Annotated in this window: 12 protein-coding genes; 1 reads left to right on the top strand and 11 read right to left on the bottom strand. The window is 74.5% G+C overall.

The genetic code is table 11. The annotated features are described in order from the left end of the window. Positions 1–67: 67 nt before the first annotated feature. The 9 genes from EEJ42_RS19275 to pdhA form a co-directional block, all read right to left on the bottom strand. Positions 68–634: a bacterial proteasome activator family protein gene (locus EEJ42_RS19275; RefSeq protein ID WP_184503164.1), complete on the bottom strand. Its 567-nt coding sequence runs from the start codon at positions 632–634 to the stop codon at positions 68–70. 137 nt (positions 635–771) lie between these two features. Beyond that, positions 772–1,257 carry a hypothetical protein gene (locus tag EEJ42_RS19270; protein WP_123101182.1) on the bottom strand — a complete coding sequence of 162 codons (486 nt, stop codon included), beginning with the start codon at positions 1,255–1,257 and terminating at the stop codon, positions 772–774. A 125-nt stretch (positions 1,258–1,382) separates the two neighbouring features. Further along, entirely contained in the window at positions 1,383–2,360 is a 978-nt protein-coding gene (locus tag EEJ42_RS19265; RefSeq protein WP_123101180.1) for an NAD(P)H-quinone oxidoreductase, read from the bottom strand. A gap of 10 nt (positions 2,361–2,370) precedes the next feature. After that, positions 2,371–3,429, bottom strand: coding sequence for a potassium channel family protein (locus tag EEJ42_RS19260; protein ID WP_123101178.1), 1,059 nt, complete (start codon positions 3,427–3,429; stop codon positions 2,371–2,373). Further along, positions 3,426–4,976: a molybdopterin molybdotransferase MoeA gene (locus EEJ42_RS19255; RefSeq protein WP_123101188.1), complete on the bottom strand. Its 1,551-nt coding sequence runs from the start codon at positions 4,974–4,976 to the stop codon at positions 3,426–3,428. The genes EEJ42_RS19260 and EEJ42_RS19255 overlap by 4 nt, the downstream gene beginning before the upstream one ends. Positions 4,977–5,314: 338 nt before the next feature. Beyond that, positions 5,315–6,133, bottom strand: coding sequence for an NTP transferase domain-containing protein (locus EEJ42_RS19250; protein WP_123101176.1), 819 nt, complete (start codon positions 6,131–6,133; stop codon positions 5,315–5,317). A 32-nt stretch (positions 6,134–6,165) separates the two neighbouring features. Further along, positions 6,166–7,467 (bottom strand): dihydrolipoamide acetyltransferase family protein, encoded by a 1,302-nt coding sequence (locus tag EEJ42_RS19245; protein ID WP_123101174.1) that lies wholly within the window; start codon positions 7,465–7,467, stop codon positions 6,166–6,168. Beyond that, the gene (locus EEJ42_RS19240) at positions 7,467–8,501 is read right to left on the bottom strand and encodes an alpha-ketoacid dehydrogenase subunit beta (RefSeq protein WP_123101172.1); all 1,035 of its coding nucleotides are present in this window, start codon (positions 8,499–8,501) and stop codon (positions 7,467–7,469) included. The genes EEJ42_RS19245 and EEJ42_RS19240 overlap by 1 nt, the downstream gene beginning before the upstream one ends. After that, positions 8,498–9,625 carry a pyruvate dehydrogenase (acetyl-transferring) E1 component subunit alpha gene (pdhA, locus tag EEJ42_RS19235; RefSeq protein ID WP_123101170.1) on the bottom strand — a complete coding sequence of 376 codons (1,128 nt, stop codon included), beginning with the start codon at positions 9,623–9,625 and terminating at the stop codon, positions 8,498–8,500. The genes EEJ42_RS19240 and pdhA overlap by 4 nt, the downstream gene beginning before the upstream one ends. A gap of 180 nt (positions 9,626–9,805) precedes the next feature. Here pdhA and EEJ42_RS19230 point away from each other — a divergent pair, with 180 nt between their 5' ends. Next, positions 9,806–10,294 (top strand): Lrp/AsnC family transcriptional regulator, encoded by a 489-nt coding sequence (locus tag EEJ42_RS19230; RefSeq protein WP_123101168.1) that lies wholly within the window; start codon positions 9,806–9,808, stop codon positions 10,292–10,294. 6 nt (positions 10,295–10,300) lie between these two features. Here EEJ42_RS19230 and EEJ42_RS19225 read toward each other — a convergent pair whose 3' ends face one another. Next, positions 10,301–10,897: a TetR/AcrR family transcriptional regulator gene (locus tag EEJ42_RS19225; protein WP_123101166.1), complete on the bottom strand. Its 597-nt coding sequence runs from the start codon at positions 10,895–10,897 to the stop codon at positions 10,301–10,303. 2 nt (positions 10,898–10,899) lie between these two features. Beyond that, on the bottom strand, positions 10,900–12,441 hold the full coding sequence (locus tag EEJ42_RS19220) for a 3-hydroxyacyl-CoA dehydrogenase (RefSeq protein WP_123101165.1): 1,542 nt from the start codon (positions 12,439–12,441) through the stop codon (positions 10,900–10,902). Positions 12,442–12,479: the final 38 nt, after the last annotated feature.

The following is a 12,479-nucleotide window of genomic DNA, read 5'->3' as shown; positions in this document are numbered from 1 at the left end:
GGACCCTCAGGTCCCGGGGCGGCCCGCCGTTCGGCGTCAGGTGGTCGGCGCGGGGCGCGCGCCTCCGCTACAGGTACGGGCCCGAGCGGGCGCCGCCGTGCTCCGGCCCCATCGCCTGGCCGTCCTCACCGCCGCCGACGCCCGGGGGCAGCGCCCTGCGCATCTGCTCCAGCTGTGCGCGGGCCGCCATCTGCTGGGCGAACAGCGTCGTCTGGATGCCGTGGAACAACCCCTCCAGCCAGCCGACCAACTGCGCCTGGGCGATGCGCAGTTCCGCCTCGGTCGGGACCGTCTCCTCGGTGAAGGGCAGCGACAGCCGCTCCAGCTCCCCGATCAGCTCGGGGGCGAGACCGTCCTCCAGCTCCTTGACCGAACTGGCGTGGATCTCCTTGAGGCGGGCTCGGCTCGCCTCGTCGAGAGGTGCGGCGCGGACCTCCTCCAGCAGCTGCTTGATCATGCTTCCGATCCGCATGACCTTCGCGGGCTGTTCGACCATGTCCGTCACGGGAACCTCGCGCGACTCGTCGTCACCACTGCCATCGCCAGGAGTGACACCGCCGAGCGCCATGCCGTCCGGACCGACGACCAGGACGTGCGGGCTCTCCTGCGATCGTTCGTTCATCGGCTGGTTCATACCCCCATTGTTCCGCACCGCCACCTCCGGGGGAGGCCGTGGGTCGTTCCGGGGCCCCGGGGAGCCCCGGAACGACCGCGTCCGCTCCGCGTCCCGCCCGCGCCCCGGCCTTACTCCGCCGCGCTCCCGCCGCGTCCTCAGCGGCGCCGTAGCCGCAGGCCGAGGAAGGCCAGCCCGAGCCCCAGCCCGCTCAGCGCCAGCCCGGTGCCCAGCGGCAGCACCCGCGTCGCCCGGTCCCCGGGCGAGGCGGCGGTCCGCTCGGTGGCGTACGGACGATCATCCTGGGGCAGCTCCCCCGCCCCCCGTCGCTCCTGCTCATGCGGGAGCCGAAGCGACGACGGCGTCCAGTCCGGAACCAGCGACGGACGCGGGTCGGCCTGGTCCCGCCCGCTCGGCCGACCGCTCGGATCGGGCGGGGTGCGCGCAGGCCGCGCGGGGTCGGCCGAGGGGTCCGGCGAGGGGGTGGGCGCCACGGTCCGGCCGGGGTGGGCCCGGCCCTCCCCGGCCCGGGTCCCCGCCAGATCGCCGTCGTCGGCGCGCGCCACCGCGTACGGAGCGACGAGCAGGGCGGCGCCCGCCAGCAGGGACGCCGCGGGCCACCTCAGACGTCTCAGGTGCCTCACGGGACGAGCGTCACATGACCGGGCGAGCCGGGCATTCCGGGCGCGGCCGATCAGACCACGGCGGGCCCCGCCCGGGACCGGGGCCCCGCCCGGGACCGGGGCCCCGCCCGGGACCGGGGCCGCGCTCAGACCGTCAGCAGCACCTTGCCCACGTGCCCGCTGGACTCCAGCAGCCGGTGCGCCTCCGCGGCCTCCCGCATCGGGAGCGTACGGTCCACGATCGCGCGGATCCGGCCGCTGCCGATCAGCGGCCAGACGTGCTCCCGTACCGCCGCGACGATCGCCGCCTTCTCGCCGAGCGAACGGCCCCGCAGCCCGGCGGCCGTCACCGCGCCGCTCTTGCCCAGCAGCTTGCCCAGGTTCAGCTCGGCCTTCGCGCCGCCCTGGAGACCGATGATCGCGAGCCGTCCGTTGACGGCCAGCGCGTCCACGTTCCGGGCCAGGTACTTCGCCCCGACGATGTCCAGGATGACGTCCGCCCCGGCGCCGTCGGTGGCCGCGCGGACCTCCTCCACGAAGTCCTGCTCGCGGTAGTTGATCAGTACGTCGGCCCCCAGCTCCCGGCAGGCCGCCAGCTTCTCCGCCGACCCGGCCGTGACCGCCACCCGCGCCCCGGCCGCCTTCGCGAGCTGGATGGCCATGGTGCCGATGCCGCTCGACCCGCCGTGCACCAACAGCGTCTCGCCCGGCCGGAGATGGGAGATCATGAAGACGTTCGACCAGACGGTCGCGGTCACTTCGGGCAGCCCGGCGGCGGTGACCAGGTCGACGCCGTCGGGCACCGGCAGCAGCTGGCCCGCCGGGACCGCCACCTTCCCGGCGTACCCGCCGCCCGCCAGCAGCGCGCACACCTCGTCGCCCACCGCCCAGCCGCTGACGCCGGGGCCCAGCTCCACGATCCGGCCCGAGCACTCCAGGCCGGGGTATTCGGGGGCGCCGGGCGGCGGCGGATAGTGGCCCTGCCGCTGCATCAGATCGGCGCGGTTGACACCGCTGGCCACGATCTCGACAAGGACCTCCCCCTCGCCGGGCGCGGGGTCGGGCACCTCCGTCCACTGGAGCGCGTCGGGGCCGCCGGGTTCAGGAATGGTGATCGCATGCATGGCCGCGAGGCTACTCCTGGGGCGTCGGCGCGCGAACGATGGTGATCAGCCGGTCGGCGGCCTGCAACGGGCTCGCGTCGGGGTCGTCGTACGCCAGCAGCCGGTGCCCGCGCCGTACGGACACCACGAGGTCGTCCGTGTCCCGCACCGACCTGCCCACCTCGGCCTTCACCACCGTGCGCTCCACCAGGTCCAGACCGCTGCCCTGCTGGATCAGGTCCTCGATCACCGCACCCGCGGTGGGCGACTGCACGCTCAGCCCCAGCAGCCGCCCCGCCGCGCTCGCGCTCGTGATCACCGCGTCCGCGCCCGACTGGCGCAGCAGCGGCGCGTTCTCCTCCTCGCGCACCGCCGCCACGATGTTCGCGCCCTTGTTGAGCTGCCGCGCGGTCAGCGTGACCAGCACCGCCGTATCGTCCCGCTGGGTCGCGATCACGAACTGGCGGGCCCGCTGCGCCTCCGCCCGCAGCAGCACATCGCTGCGGGTCGCGTCCCCCACCACGCCCGCGAACCCCTCGGAGGTCGCGGACTCGATCACCTTGTGGTTCGGATCGACCACCACCACCCGGCCCTTGGGCAGCCCGCCCGCGCAGAGCGTCTGGACGGCGGACCGGCCCTTGGTGCCGAAGCCGACGACGACGGTGTGATCGCGCAAGGCGGACCTCCAGCGGTTCAGGCGGTATTGCTCGCGGGTGCGCTCGGCGAGGACTTCGAGCGTGGTGCCGACCAGGATGATCAGGAACAGCACGCGCAGCGGCGTGACCAGCAGGATGTTGGTGAGCCGGGCGCTGTCGCTGTGCGGGACGATGTCGCCGTAGCCGGTCGTGGACAGCGTCACGGTGGAGTAGTAGACGGAGTCGAGGAAGTCGACGTTGTCGTCGGCGTTGTCGTGGTAGCCGCTCCGGTCCATGTAGACGATCAGGACCGTCAGCACCAGGACGAGCAGCGCCAGCAGCAGCCGGCGGCCCACCTGGCGCAGCGGGCCGTCCGGGTAGCGCGGCAGGTGGACACGGTGACCGGTGTCCTCCGGTGGCGTACGGGCCGCCGCGTCATGACTGGGCAGCTTCACGCGTGGCCCTCCTGGGTGGGTATGCCATCGTCGTCGTCATGCTGGCCGCTGCCGCCGGGGCCGCCGGTGTCACCGATTCCGCCGATACCGCCGGTCCCGCTGGTGTCGCCGGTCCCGCCGGTCCCGTTCGACCAGGGGAGTTCCAGCACCTCGACCTCCGCGCCGCGCCCGGCCCCGCCCGGAGGGATCACCGCGAGCGCGTCCGCGACCGCGACGCCGCGCAGCATCGCCGGACCGCTGAAGCGCAGCGGCCGCGCCTCGTCGTACCGGAACGTCACCGGCACCAGCCGGGTGTTGTGCGGATGCCCGCTCACCGCCTCGGCGAGCGGGGCCGGGCGGCGCTCGGGCGCGGGGCGGCCCGTCAGCGTCCGCAGCAGCGGCTCCGCGAGCGTCAGCAGCCCCGATACGGCGGCCAGCGGATTGCCCGGCAGGCCGACCAGATGCCGTTCGGGCGCGAGGCGGGCCAGCAGCATCGGATGGCCCGGCCGCACCTCCACCCCGTCCACCAGCAGCTCGGCCCCCAGCCGGTGCAGCGTGGGGTGCACATGGTCCACCGGGCCCGCCGCGGTGCCGCCCGTCGTCACGACGAGGTCCGCCGACGAGCCGTCGATCGCCGCGTACAGCGCGTCCGCCTCGTCGGCGATCCGGCGGGTGCCCGACACCTCCGCGCCCAGCGCCCGCAGCCACGGCCCCAGCATGGGCCCCAGCGCGTCCCGGATGCCGCCCTCGCGGGGCAGCCCCCGGTGCAGCAGCTCGTCCCCGAGGACCAGCACCTCCACCCGCGGCCTGCGCACGGTCGCCAGCTCGTCGTACCCGGCGGCGGCCGCGAGCCCCAGCACGGCGGGGGTGACCCGCGTGCCCGCGGGCAGCAGCTGATCGCCGCTGCGGCACTCCTGGCCGCGGGGGCGGATGTCCTGCCCGAAGCCGACCGGCTGCGGGGCCTTCGCCGCGTACAGCCAGCCGTCGCCGGTGTCCGCGCCGTACTCCGTGCGCAGCACGGCGGTGGCGCCGGGCGGGATCCGGGCCCCGGTGGCGATCTGCACGGCGTGCCCGTCGGACAGCGGCTCGACCGCGCCGGTCCCCGCCAGGATCCCGCGCCCCGTCCGGCCCGCCGTGAGCCGCCACGGGCCCGGCCCGGCGAGGGCCCAGCCGTCCATGGCGGAGGTGTCGAACGGCGGCAGGTCGGTCAGCGCGGTGAGGGGTTCGGCGAGGACGTGCCCGAGCGCGTCGTCCAGCGCCCGCAGGACGGGCGCCGCCTTGGCCACGGCCCTGGCGGGGGCGCGGGCGGCGATGCGGCGGGCGTCGGGCCAGGAAGTCAGGGGGACCTCGGAGGGTGCGGTGTCGGCGGGTGTGGGGTTCTCGGGTGAGGGTCCGTCCCGGTGCGCGCCGGGGACGGGGGCTCCGGGATGAGGGTCCTGGACGCCATTCTTCTGGACGGCCTTCTTCTGGGCCGCGGGGTCCCGGTCCGCTCGGGTACGACGCCGGGAGCCCGGAGCCGCGACGTCGTCCGGAACTCCACGGCCCCACCCATGTACGTCAGTGTCCAGGAACCCCGCCCCCGCGGCCCCGCCGCCCCCTCCCGGGTGCCGCGGCTCCCCGCCCGGTGGCCGGAGACTCGGCGGCGGCCAGCCCAGCGCGTCGTCGGGCTCGTCCCCGGGCGCCGCCTTGGGCGCCTGGGGCGTCGCCTTGGGCGTCTCCTCGGGCTCGGGGGCGCCGTGGCGGATGGTGCGCGCCACGCTCGGCGGGGGCCAGCCCAGCTCGGGGTCGGGCACGTCCGGGGGTGGCGAGGCCCGTTGGGTGATGGCCTTCTCGTTGGCCAGGGCCAGGGCCTCGTCGACCTGGCGGTCGAGCCTGTCGGCATCCCCGGAGCGGGGGTCCCGCCGCGTCATTCCTCGTCAGCCCAACGCGCCGCCAGGGCAGCGGCCTTGCGGCTGGCGTCGGCCAGGGCCTCGGGACCGCCGCCCTGCTGCGCGGCGGCATAGCCGACGAGGAACGTGGTCAGCGGGGCGGCGGGCCGGGCAACGCCGTGCGCGGCGTCCCGGGCCAGGTCGAGGAGGGCGGCGGTGTCGACATCGAGATCGATCCCGAGTTCCGCTTTGACTGCGGCGATCCATTCTTCCAGCACACGTCCATGCTCCCTGATGCGCGCACGGGCTGTCGTGATGTCCTCCCAGGTGTCGCAGTCGAAGGAGGCGGTGGCATGCGGGATGTGGTGGAGGTTCAGCTCGCCGGTGAGCAGCCGGAGCGGCAGCCCGCCGAGGCCGCCGTGCTCGGTGGCGAGCAGCGCGATCTCACGCCGCAGCGGTTCGGCGCGGTAGGCGGCGACGAGGGGCTGCTCGCGCCCGTCCCGGTCGGTGAGCACGGCGCCGTCGGCCTGCCCGAGCCCGGCGAGCAGGGCCTGCACGGTCTCCCCGGTGAGGAACGGCAGGTCGGCGGAGAGCAGGAGGACGACGGGGGCGGTGGTCCCCCGTACGCCCGCGTCGACGGCCGCGACCGGACCGCCCCCGGGCGGCTCCTCCCGCGCCCAGCGGACGGGCCGCACGGTGGGTCGGCGCGGGCCGACGACCACGGTCCGACCGGCGCCCCGGCACGCCCCCAGCACCCGGTCCAGGAGGGCACGTCCACCCACGCGGAGCGCGGGCTTGTCCACGCCGCCGAGCCGCCGGGCGGCACCCCCGGCCAGGATCACCGCGTCATACGTCACCCTCCGAGTATGGCCGCTGCGCCGGGCCCGCCCTACAGCCCCCGCAACAGCACCGAGGGCTGCTCCACACAATCGGCCACATACCGCAGGAACCCGCCCGCCGTCCCGCCGTCGCACACCCGGTGGTCGAACGTGAACGACAGCTGCACGACGTGGCGGACCGCCAGTTCGCCGTGGTGCACCCACGGCTTGGGGGCGATCCGTCCGACGCCGAGCATGGCGGCCTCGGGGTGGTTGATGATCGGCGTGGAGCCGTCGACCCCGAACACGCCGTAGTTGTTCAGCGTGAACGTGCCGCCCGTGAGGTCGGAGGGGGACAGCGCGCCCGCTCGCGCGGCCTCGGTCAGCCGCGATATCTCGGCGGCCAGCCCCTCGACGCTGCGCCGGTGGGCGTCGCGGACGACGGGGACGACGAGACCGCGGTCCGTCTGCGCCGCGAACCCCAGGTGCACCTCGTCGAGCCGGACCACCTCACGGCGCTCCATGTCCACCGTGGCGTTCAGGTCGGGGAAGCGCGCGAGGGCGGCCGTGCAGATGCGGGCCAGCAGGGCGAGCACGGAGATCTTGGGGCCGCCTGCGGCGTTCATGGCCGTGCGGGCGGCGAGCAGTTCGGTCGCGTCGGCGTCCACCCAGCACGTCGCGTCGGGGATCTCGCGGCGGCTGCGCGCGAGCTTGTCGGCCACGGCGCCGCGCACCCCGCGCAGGGGGATGCGCTCCCCGCGCTCCTCGCGCACCCCGCGCTCCTCACTCACCGGCTCCGCGGTGCCGGGGATGGCCCGCTCGACGTCGGCGCGCAGGATCAGGCCCTCGGGTCCGGAGCCCACCAGCTGCCGCAGGTCGATGCCGTGCTGCCGGGCAAGCCGCCGGACCAGGGGAGAGATCACCGGAACGGGGCCCTCCGCGGTCGTGGCCGCCACCTCTCCGTTGGCGGGACGCACCCGGCGCCGTCGCTCGGCGGGGGCGGACGTGCCGTATCCGACGAGCACATTGCCGGAACCACCCCCCGCGCCCGGTCCGCCCGACGGCACGGGGGCTTCCGTGCCGCGCTCCTCGGCGGAACCACCACCCACACCCGGTTCACCGGACACACCGGAATCCGCCACCGTCAGCAGCGGCGCACCCACCGGCAGCTCCGCGCCCTCCTCCCCGAAGCGCGCGGTCACCACCCCGGCATACGGGCACGGCACGTCCACCATGGCCTTCGCGGTCTCGACCTCCACGACCGGCTGGTCGACCGTCACGACGTCGCCGACCTCGACCAGCCAGCGCACGATCTCCGCCCCGGTGAGCCCCTCCCCCAGGTCGGGCAGCGTGAACTCCCGCACGACAGCCATCAGACCGCGCTCCCCTCGGTCCACTCCGACTCCCACTGGAGCCGGGCGACGGCGTCCAGCACCCGGTCCACGCCGGGCAGATGGTGCCGCTCCAGCATCGGCGGCGGATACGGGATGTCGAACCCGGCGACCCGCAGCACCGGCGCCTCCAGGTGGTGGAAGCACCGCTCGGTGACGCGGGCGGCGATCTCGCCGCCGGGGCCGCCGAAACCGGCGGCCTCGTGGACGACGACCGCGCGCCCGGTCCGGCGCACGGAGGCGCACACGGTCTCGTCGTCGAAGGGGACGAGCGAGCGCAGGTCGACGACCTCCAGGCGCCAGCCCTCGGCCCGCGCCGCCTCGGCGGCTTCGAGGCACACCGGGACGGAGGGCCCGTACGAGATCAGCGTGGCGCTGCGGTCCCCGCCGGTCCCGGCGTGGACCACCGCCCGCCCGATCGGCGGGACCTCGGCCGGGTGGTCGGCGTCCCAGTCGGCCTTGGACCAGTACAGCCGCTTGGGTTCGAGGAAGACGACCGGATCGTCGGAGGCGATGGCGGCCCGCAGCAGCCCGTACGCGTCGGCGACGGTCGCCGGGGCGACGACGTGGAGGCCGGGGGTGGCCATGTAGTACGCCTCGGAGGAGTCGCTGTGATGCTCGACGCCGCCGATGCCGCCCCCGTACGGCACGCGCACGGTCAGCGGCAGCGACACCGCGCCCCGGGTGCGGTTGCGCATGCGGGAGACATGGCTGACGAGCTGCTCGAAGGAGGGGTAGGCGAAGGCGTCGAACTGCATCTCGACAACGGGCCGCAGCCCGTACATGGCCATGCCGACGGCGGTGCCCAGGATCCCCGCCTCCGCCAGCGGGGTGTCCGTACAGCGGTCGTCGCCGAACTCCTCGGCGAGCCCGCTGGTGATCCGGAAGACGCCGCCCAGGGTGCCGACGTCCTCACCGAGGACATGGACGGCCGGGTCGGCGGCCATGGCGTCGCGCAGCGCCCGGCCGAGGGCCTGGGCCATGGTGGCGGGCTTGCGCTCGGTGGCGGTGGTCATCGCTCCCCCTCGGCGTCGAGCTCGGCCCGCAGCTGCGCCGCCTGCTCCCGCAGCTGGCTGGTCTTCTCGGCGTAGACGTGCTCGAACAGCTCCAGGGGGTCGAGGACCGGGTCCTGGTGCATGCGGTTCCGCAGATCGGCGGCGAGCCGCTCGGCGGAGTCGCGCACGGCCCGGAGGCCGTCGTCGTCCAGCAGCCCGCGGTCCCGCAGGGCCGCCTCCAGGAGCGCGATCGGGTCGTGTTCGCGCCATGCCTCGACCTCGGCGTCGGAGCGGTAGCGGGTGGCGTCGTCCGCGTTGGTGTGGGCGTCGATCCGATAGGTGACGGCCTCGACCAGGGTGGGTCCGCCACCGCCGCGGGCCCGGCGGACGGCCTCGCCGAGGACCTGGTGGACGGCGGCCGCGTCATTGCCGTCCACGAGCCGTCCGGGCATCCCGTAGCCGACCGCCTTGTGGGCCAGGGAGGGGGCGGCCGTCTGCTTGGCGAGCGGCACGGAGATCGCGAAGCCGTTGTTCTGGACCAGGAACACGACGGGGGCCTGCCAGACGGCCGCGAAGTTCAGCGCCTCGTGGAAGTCACCCTCGCTGGTGCCGCCGTCGCCGACCAGGGCGAGCGCCACGACGTCGTCGCCCTTGAGGTGCGCGGCGTGGGCCAGGCCGACCGCGTGCGGCAGCTGGGTGGCCAGCGGGGTGCTCAGCGGGGCGACCCGGTGCTCCCGGGGGTCGTAGCCCGAGTGCCAGTCGCCGCGCAGCAGGGTGAGGGCCTGGACGGGGTCGAGCCCGCGGACGACGGCGGCCAGGGTGTCGCGGTAGCTGGGGAAGAGCCAGTCGCGCTCCTCCAGCACCAGACCGGCGGCCACCTGGCAGGCCTCCTGCCCGGTCGAGGAGGGATAGACGGCCAGCCTGCCCTGCCGGGTGAGGGCGGTGGCCTGCACGTTGTAGCGGCGGCCGTGCACCAGCTCCCGGTGGAGCCTGGTCAGCAGGTCGGGGGCGAGATCGGCGGCGGCGGAGGTGCCCAGCAGGCGGTACGGCTCGGGGTCGGGCAGCAGCGGTGCGGCGTCGGTGCGGGGCCGCCAGGCGGGCGGGGGAGTGGGGTGGTAGGCGCCGGGCTGCTCTAGGACCGTCATGACACGACCTCCTGGGCGGGCAGACTGCTGGAGGGCGGGCGTGCCGTGCGGCATCGCCCTCACCTACCGATTGTTCGGTCGTTGACGCATTTTGGCTACAGGCGACCCGAGCCTGTGGACAAACGGTTCTGCACAGCCTGTGATGAAGACAGGACGTCCATGAAGGGGAGGCGGGGCGGTATGCAGGACGAACAGATGGCCAATCCGGGCGGCAAACATCCCGCGCGCCCCCTGGACCCCATCGACCGTGACATCCTGCGACTGCTCCGGACGGACGGCCGGGCCTCCATACGGTCCGTGGCCGAGCAGGTGCACGTCTCGCGCGCCAACGCCTACGCCCGGATCAACCGGCTCCTGGACGACGGGGTGATCCGGGGCTTCAGCGCCCGGGTGGACCAGGAGCGGGCCGGGCAGGGGGCGTCCGCGTACATCACGCTGAAGATCGTCCAGAACTCCTGGCGCACCGTGCGCGAACAGCTCGGGATGCTGCCGGGAGCGGCCCACATCGCCCTGGTCAGCGGGGATTTCGATGTGCTGCTGCTGGTGCACACCGAGGACAACCGCTCGCTGCGCGAACTGGTCCTCACCCGGATCCAGGCCATCCCCGAGGTGCTGAGCACCCGCACCCTGCTGGTCTTCGAGGAAACGGACCTGGACCCGGAGGTCTAGGCAGGTCTAGCTCCCGGGGACGCGCAGCCCCGCGAAGGCGGTGCGGACCACGGCCTCGGCCACCTCGTCGGCTCCCGCGGCCCCGCCCCGGCCGGGCCGGTACCACTCCACAATGGAGTTGATCATGCCGAAGAGCAGCCGGGTCGCCAGCCGCGCGTCCACGTCGGCGCGCAGATCGCCGTCGGCGGCCGCCCGCTTGAGCAGATCGGCGACCTGGTGGTCGAACTCCCGCCGGCGCTCCATGGCCCACCGCTCGGTGTCCGTGTTGCCGCGGACCCGCAGGAGCAGCGTGACGTAGGGCAGTTCCTCCATCAGTACCTCGGCGGTACGCCGGGTCACGTGCTCCAGCCGCTCGATCGCCCGGCCCTCGCGCGCGCCCGGCTCCTGGAGGATGCCGAACAGCCCGTCCAGCGCCCGGCTTATGGCCCGCCGGAGCAGCTCTTCCTTGCCCTTGACGTGGTGGTAGATCGACGACTTGGAGATCCCCGCGGCACGGGAGAGGTGCTCCATGGAGGTGCCGTCGTATCCGCGCTCGTTGAACACCTCCACGGCGACCGCGAGCAGCGATTCGGGCGTATAGGTGTCGCGCTTGACCATGGTCATGATTAGAGCAGCTTTCCCTCGGTGGCGGCACGCCGGATCAGGGCCTGGGAGGGGGCGTAGCGGCCGGTGGGGCAGGCGTCGTGGAGGTTCTTCAGGACATCGCGCACCCAGCCCGCGCCGAGCTGGTCCCCCCAGTGCAGCGGGCCGCGCGGATAGTTGACGCCGGTGCGCATGGCGGTGTCGATGTCCCCGGCGCTCGCCACCCCGCGGGCGACGGCGTCCGCGGCGAAGTCCACGAGCATGGCGACGGTGCGGGCCACGATCATGCCGGGGAGGTCTTCCACCACGCTCACCTGCTTTCCGAGCGCCTGGAAGAGGCCGGTCGCGGCGGCCGTGGCCAGGGGGTCGGCGGTCGCGGAGGGGGCGAGGGCGATGCGGGTGGCGGTGCGGTAGTCCAGCGCCAGGTCGAAGCGGATGCCGGGGGCGAAGGGGTCCGTGGTGGCGGCGGATCCGTCGGTCAGGGACAGCCGGGTGCCGTCGGGCAGGGCGAGGAAGCCGCCGGGCCCGGCCTCCGCCACGGGCTCGCGCACCAGCGTGATGCCCGCCTCCTCGATGAGGGGGACGAGCCCGGCTGCGGGCCCCAGATCCCCACGGAGGGCGATCTTCGCGGGGGCGTCGCACGGGTCGGCGGTGTGCGGGCGGGGGTGCGGTGCTCCGTCGGCGTGGTCGTACCAGCCGCGGCCCGTCTTGCGCCCGTGCAGTCCGGCGTCGACCAGGCGGCGCTGGGCGAGGGACGGCGTGAACTTCGGGTCGTGGAACAGCGATTCCCAGACGGATCGGGTGACGGCCTCGTTCACGTCCTGGCCGATGAGGTCGGTCAGCTCGAAGGGGCCCATCCGGAACCCGCCGGACTCGCGCAGCACGGCGTCGATGGTGGCGGGCTCGGCGCCGCCCTCCTCGTACACCCGGAAGGCCTCCGCGTAGAAGGGGCGGGCGATCCGGTTGACGATGAACCCGGGGGTGTCGGCGCAGCGCACCGGGGTCTTGCCCCACGCGGCGACGGTCTCGTACGCGCGGTCGGCCGCGGCCCGGTCGGTGGCGAAGCCGCGGACGACCTCGACCAGTGGCAGCACCGGGGCCGGGTTGAAGAAGTGGAGGCCGACGAGGCGGCCGGGACGGCGCAGGGCGCCCGCGACGGCCGTGACGGAGAGGGAGGAGGTGTTGGTGGCGAGCAGGCAGTGGTCCGAGACGACGGTTTCGAGGGCGGTGAACAGCTGCTGCTTGGCGCCCAGCTCCTCCAGGATGGCCTCGATGGCCAGCTCGGTGTCGGCCAGGTCCGCGAGGCGGTCGACGGCGGCGAGCCTGCCGAGGGCGGCGTCGCGGTCGGCCGCGGCGAGGGAGCCCTTGGCGACCAGCCGGTCGAGGCGGGCCGCGATGGCGTCCGCGGCCTGCGCGGCGCGGCCGGGCGCGGCGTCATAGAGCCGCACCGGATGCCCGGCGATCAGCGCCACCTGGGCGATTCCCTGGCCCATGGTGCCGGTGCCGACGACGGCTACGGTGCCGGTGCGCGGGATCCCACGGTCGCTCGTGCCGCTCGCAGTCATGCCGCTGATCCTTTTCGACGAAGTTATCCACAGGTCCG

This window comes from Streptomyces botrytidirepellens, from assembly GCF_003721215.1.
GTDB classification, from domain to species: Bacteria; Actinomycetota; Actinomycetes; order Streptomycetales; family Streptomycetaceae; genus Streptomyces; species Streptomyces himastatinicus.
Note: the sequence above shows the minus strand (reverse complement) of the source record. Positions and strands in the feature narration are given on the sequence as shown.

Bases quoted from the DNA above. Each gene is read 5' to 3' on its own strand.
- EEJ42_RS19220 (WP_123101165.1), bottom strand. From the start codon at position 12,441: ATGACTGCGAGCGGCACGAGCGACCGTGGGATCCCGCGCACCGGCACC.
- EEJ42_RS19240 (WP_123101172.1), bottom strand. From the start codon at position 8,501: ATGACCACCGCCACCGAGCGCAAGCCCGCCACCATGGCCCAGGCCCTC.
- EEJ42_RS19275 (WP_184503164.1), bottom strand. From the start codon at position 634: ATGAACCAGCCGATGAACGAACGATCGCAGGAGAGCCCGCACGTCCTG.
- EEJ42_RS19245 (WP_123101174.1), bottom strand. From the start codon at position 7,467: ATGGCTGTCGTGCGGGAGTTCACGCTGCCCGACCTGGGGGAGGGGCTC.
- pdhA (WP_123101170.1), bottom strand. From the start codon at position 9,625: ATGACGGTCCTAGAGCAGCCCGGCGCCTACCACCCCACTCCCCCGCCC.
- EEJ42_RS19230 (WP_123101168.1), top strand. From the start codon at position 9,806: ATGCAGGACGAACAGATGGCCAATCCGGGCGGCAAACATCCCGCGCGC.
- EEJ42_RS19265 (WP_123101180.1), bottom strand. From the start codon at position 2,360: ATGCATGCGATCACCATTCCTGAACCCGGCGGCCCCGACGCGCTCCAG.
- EEJ42_RS19225 (WP_123101166.1), bottom strand. From the start codon at position 10,897: ATGACCATGGTCAAGCGCGACACCTATACGCCCGAATCGCTGCTCGCG.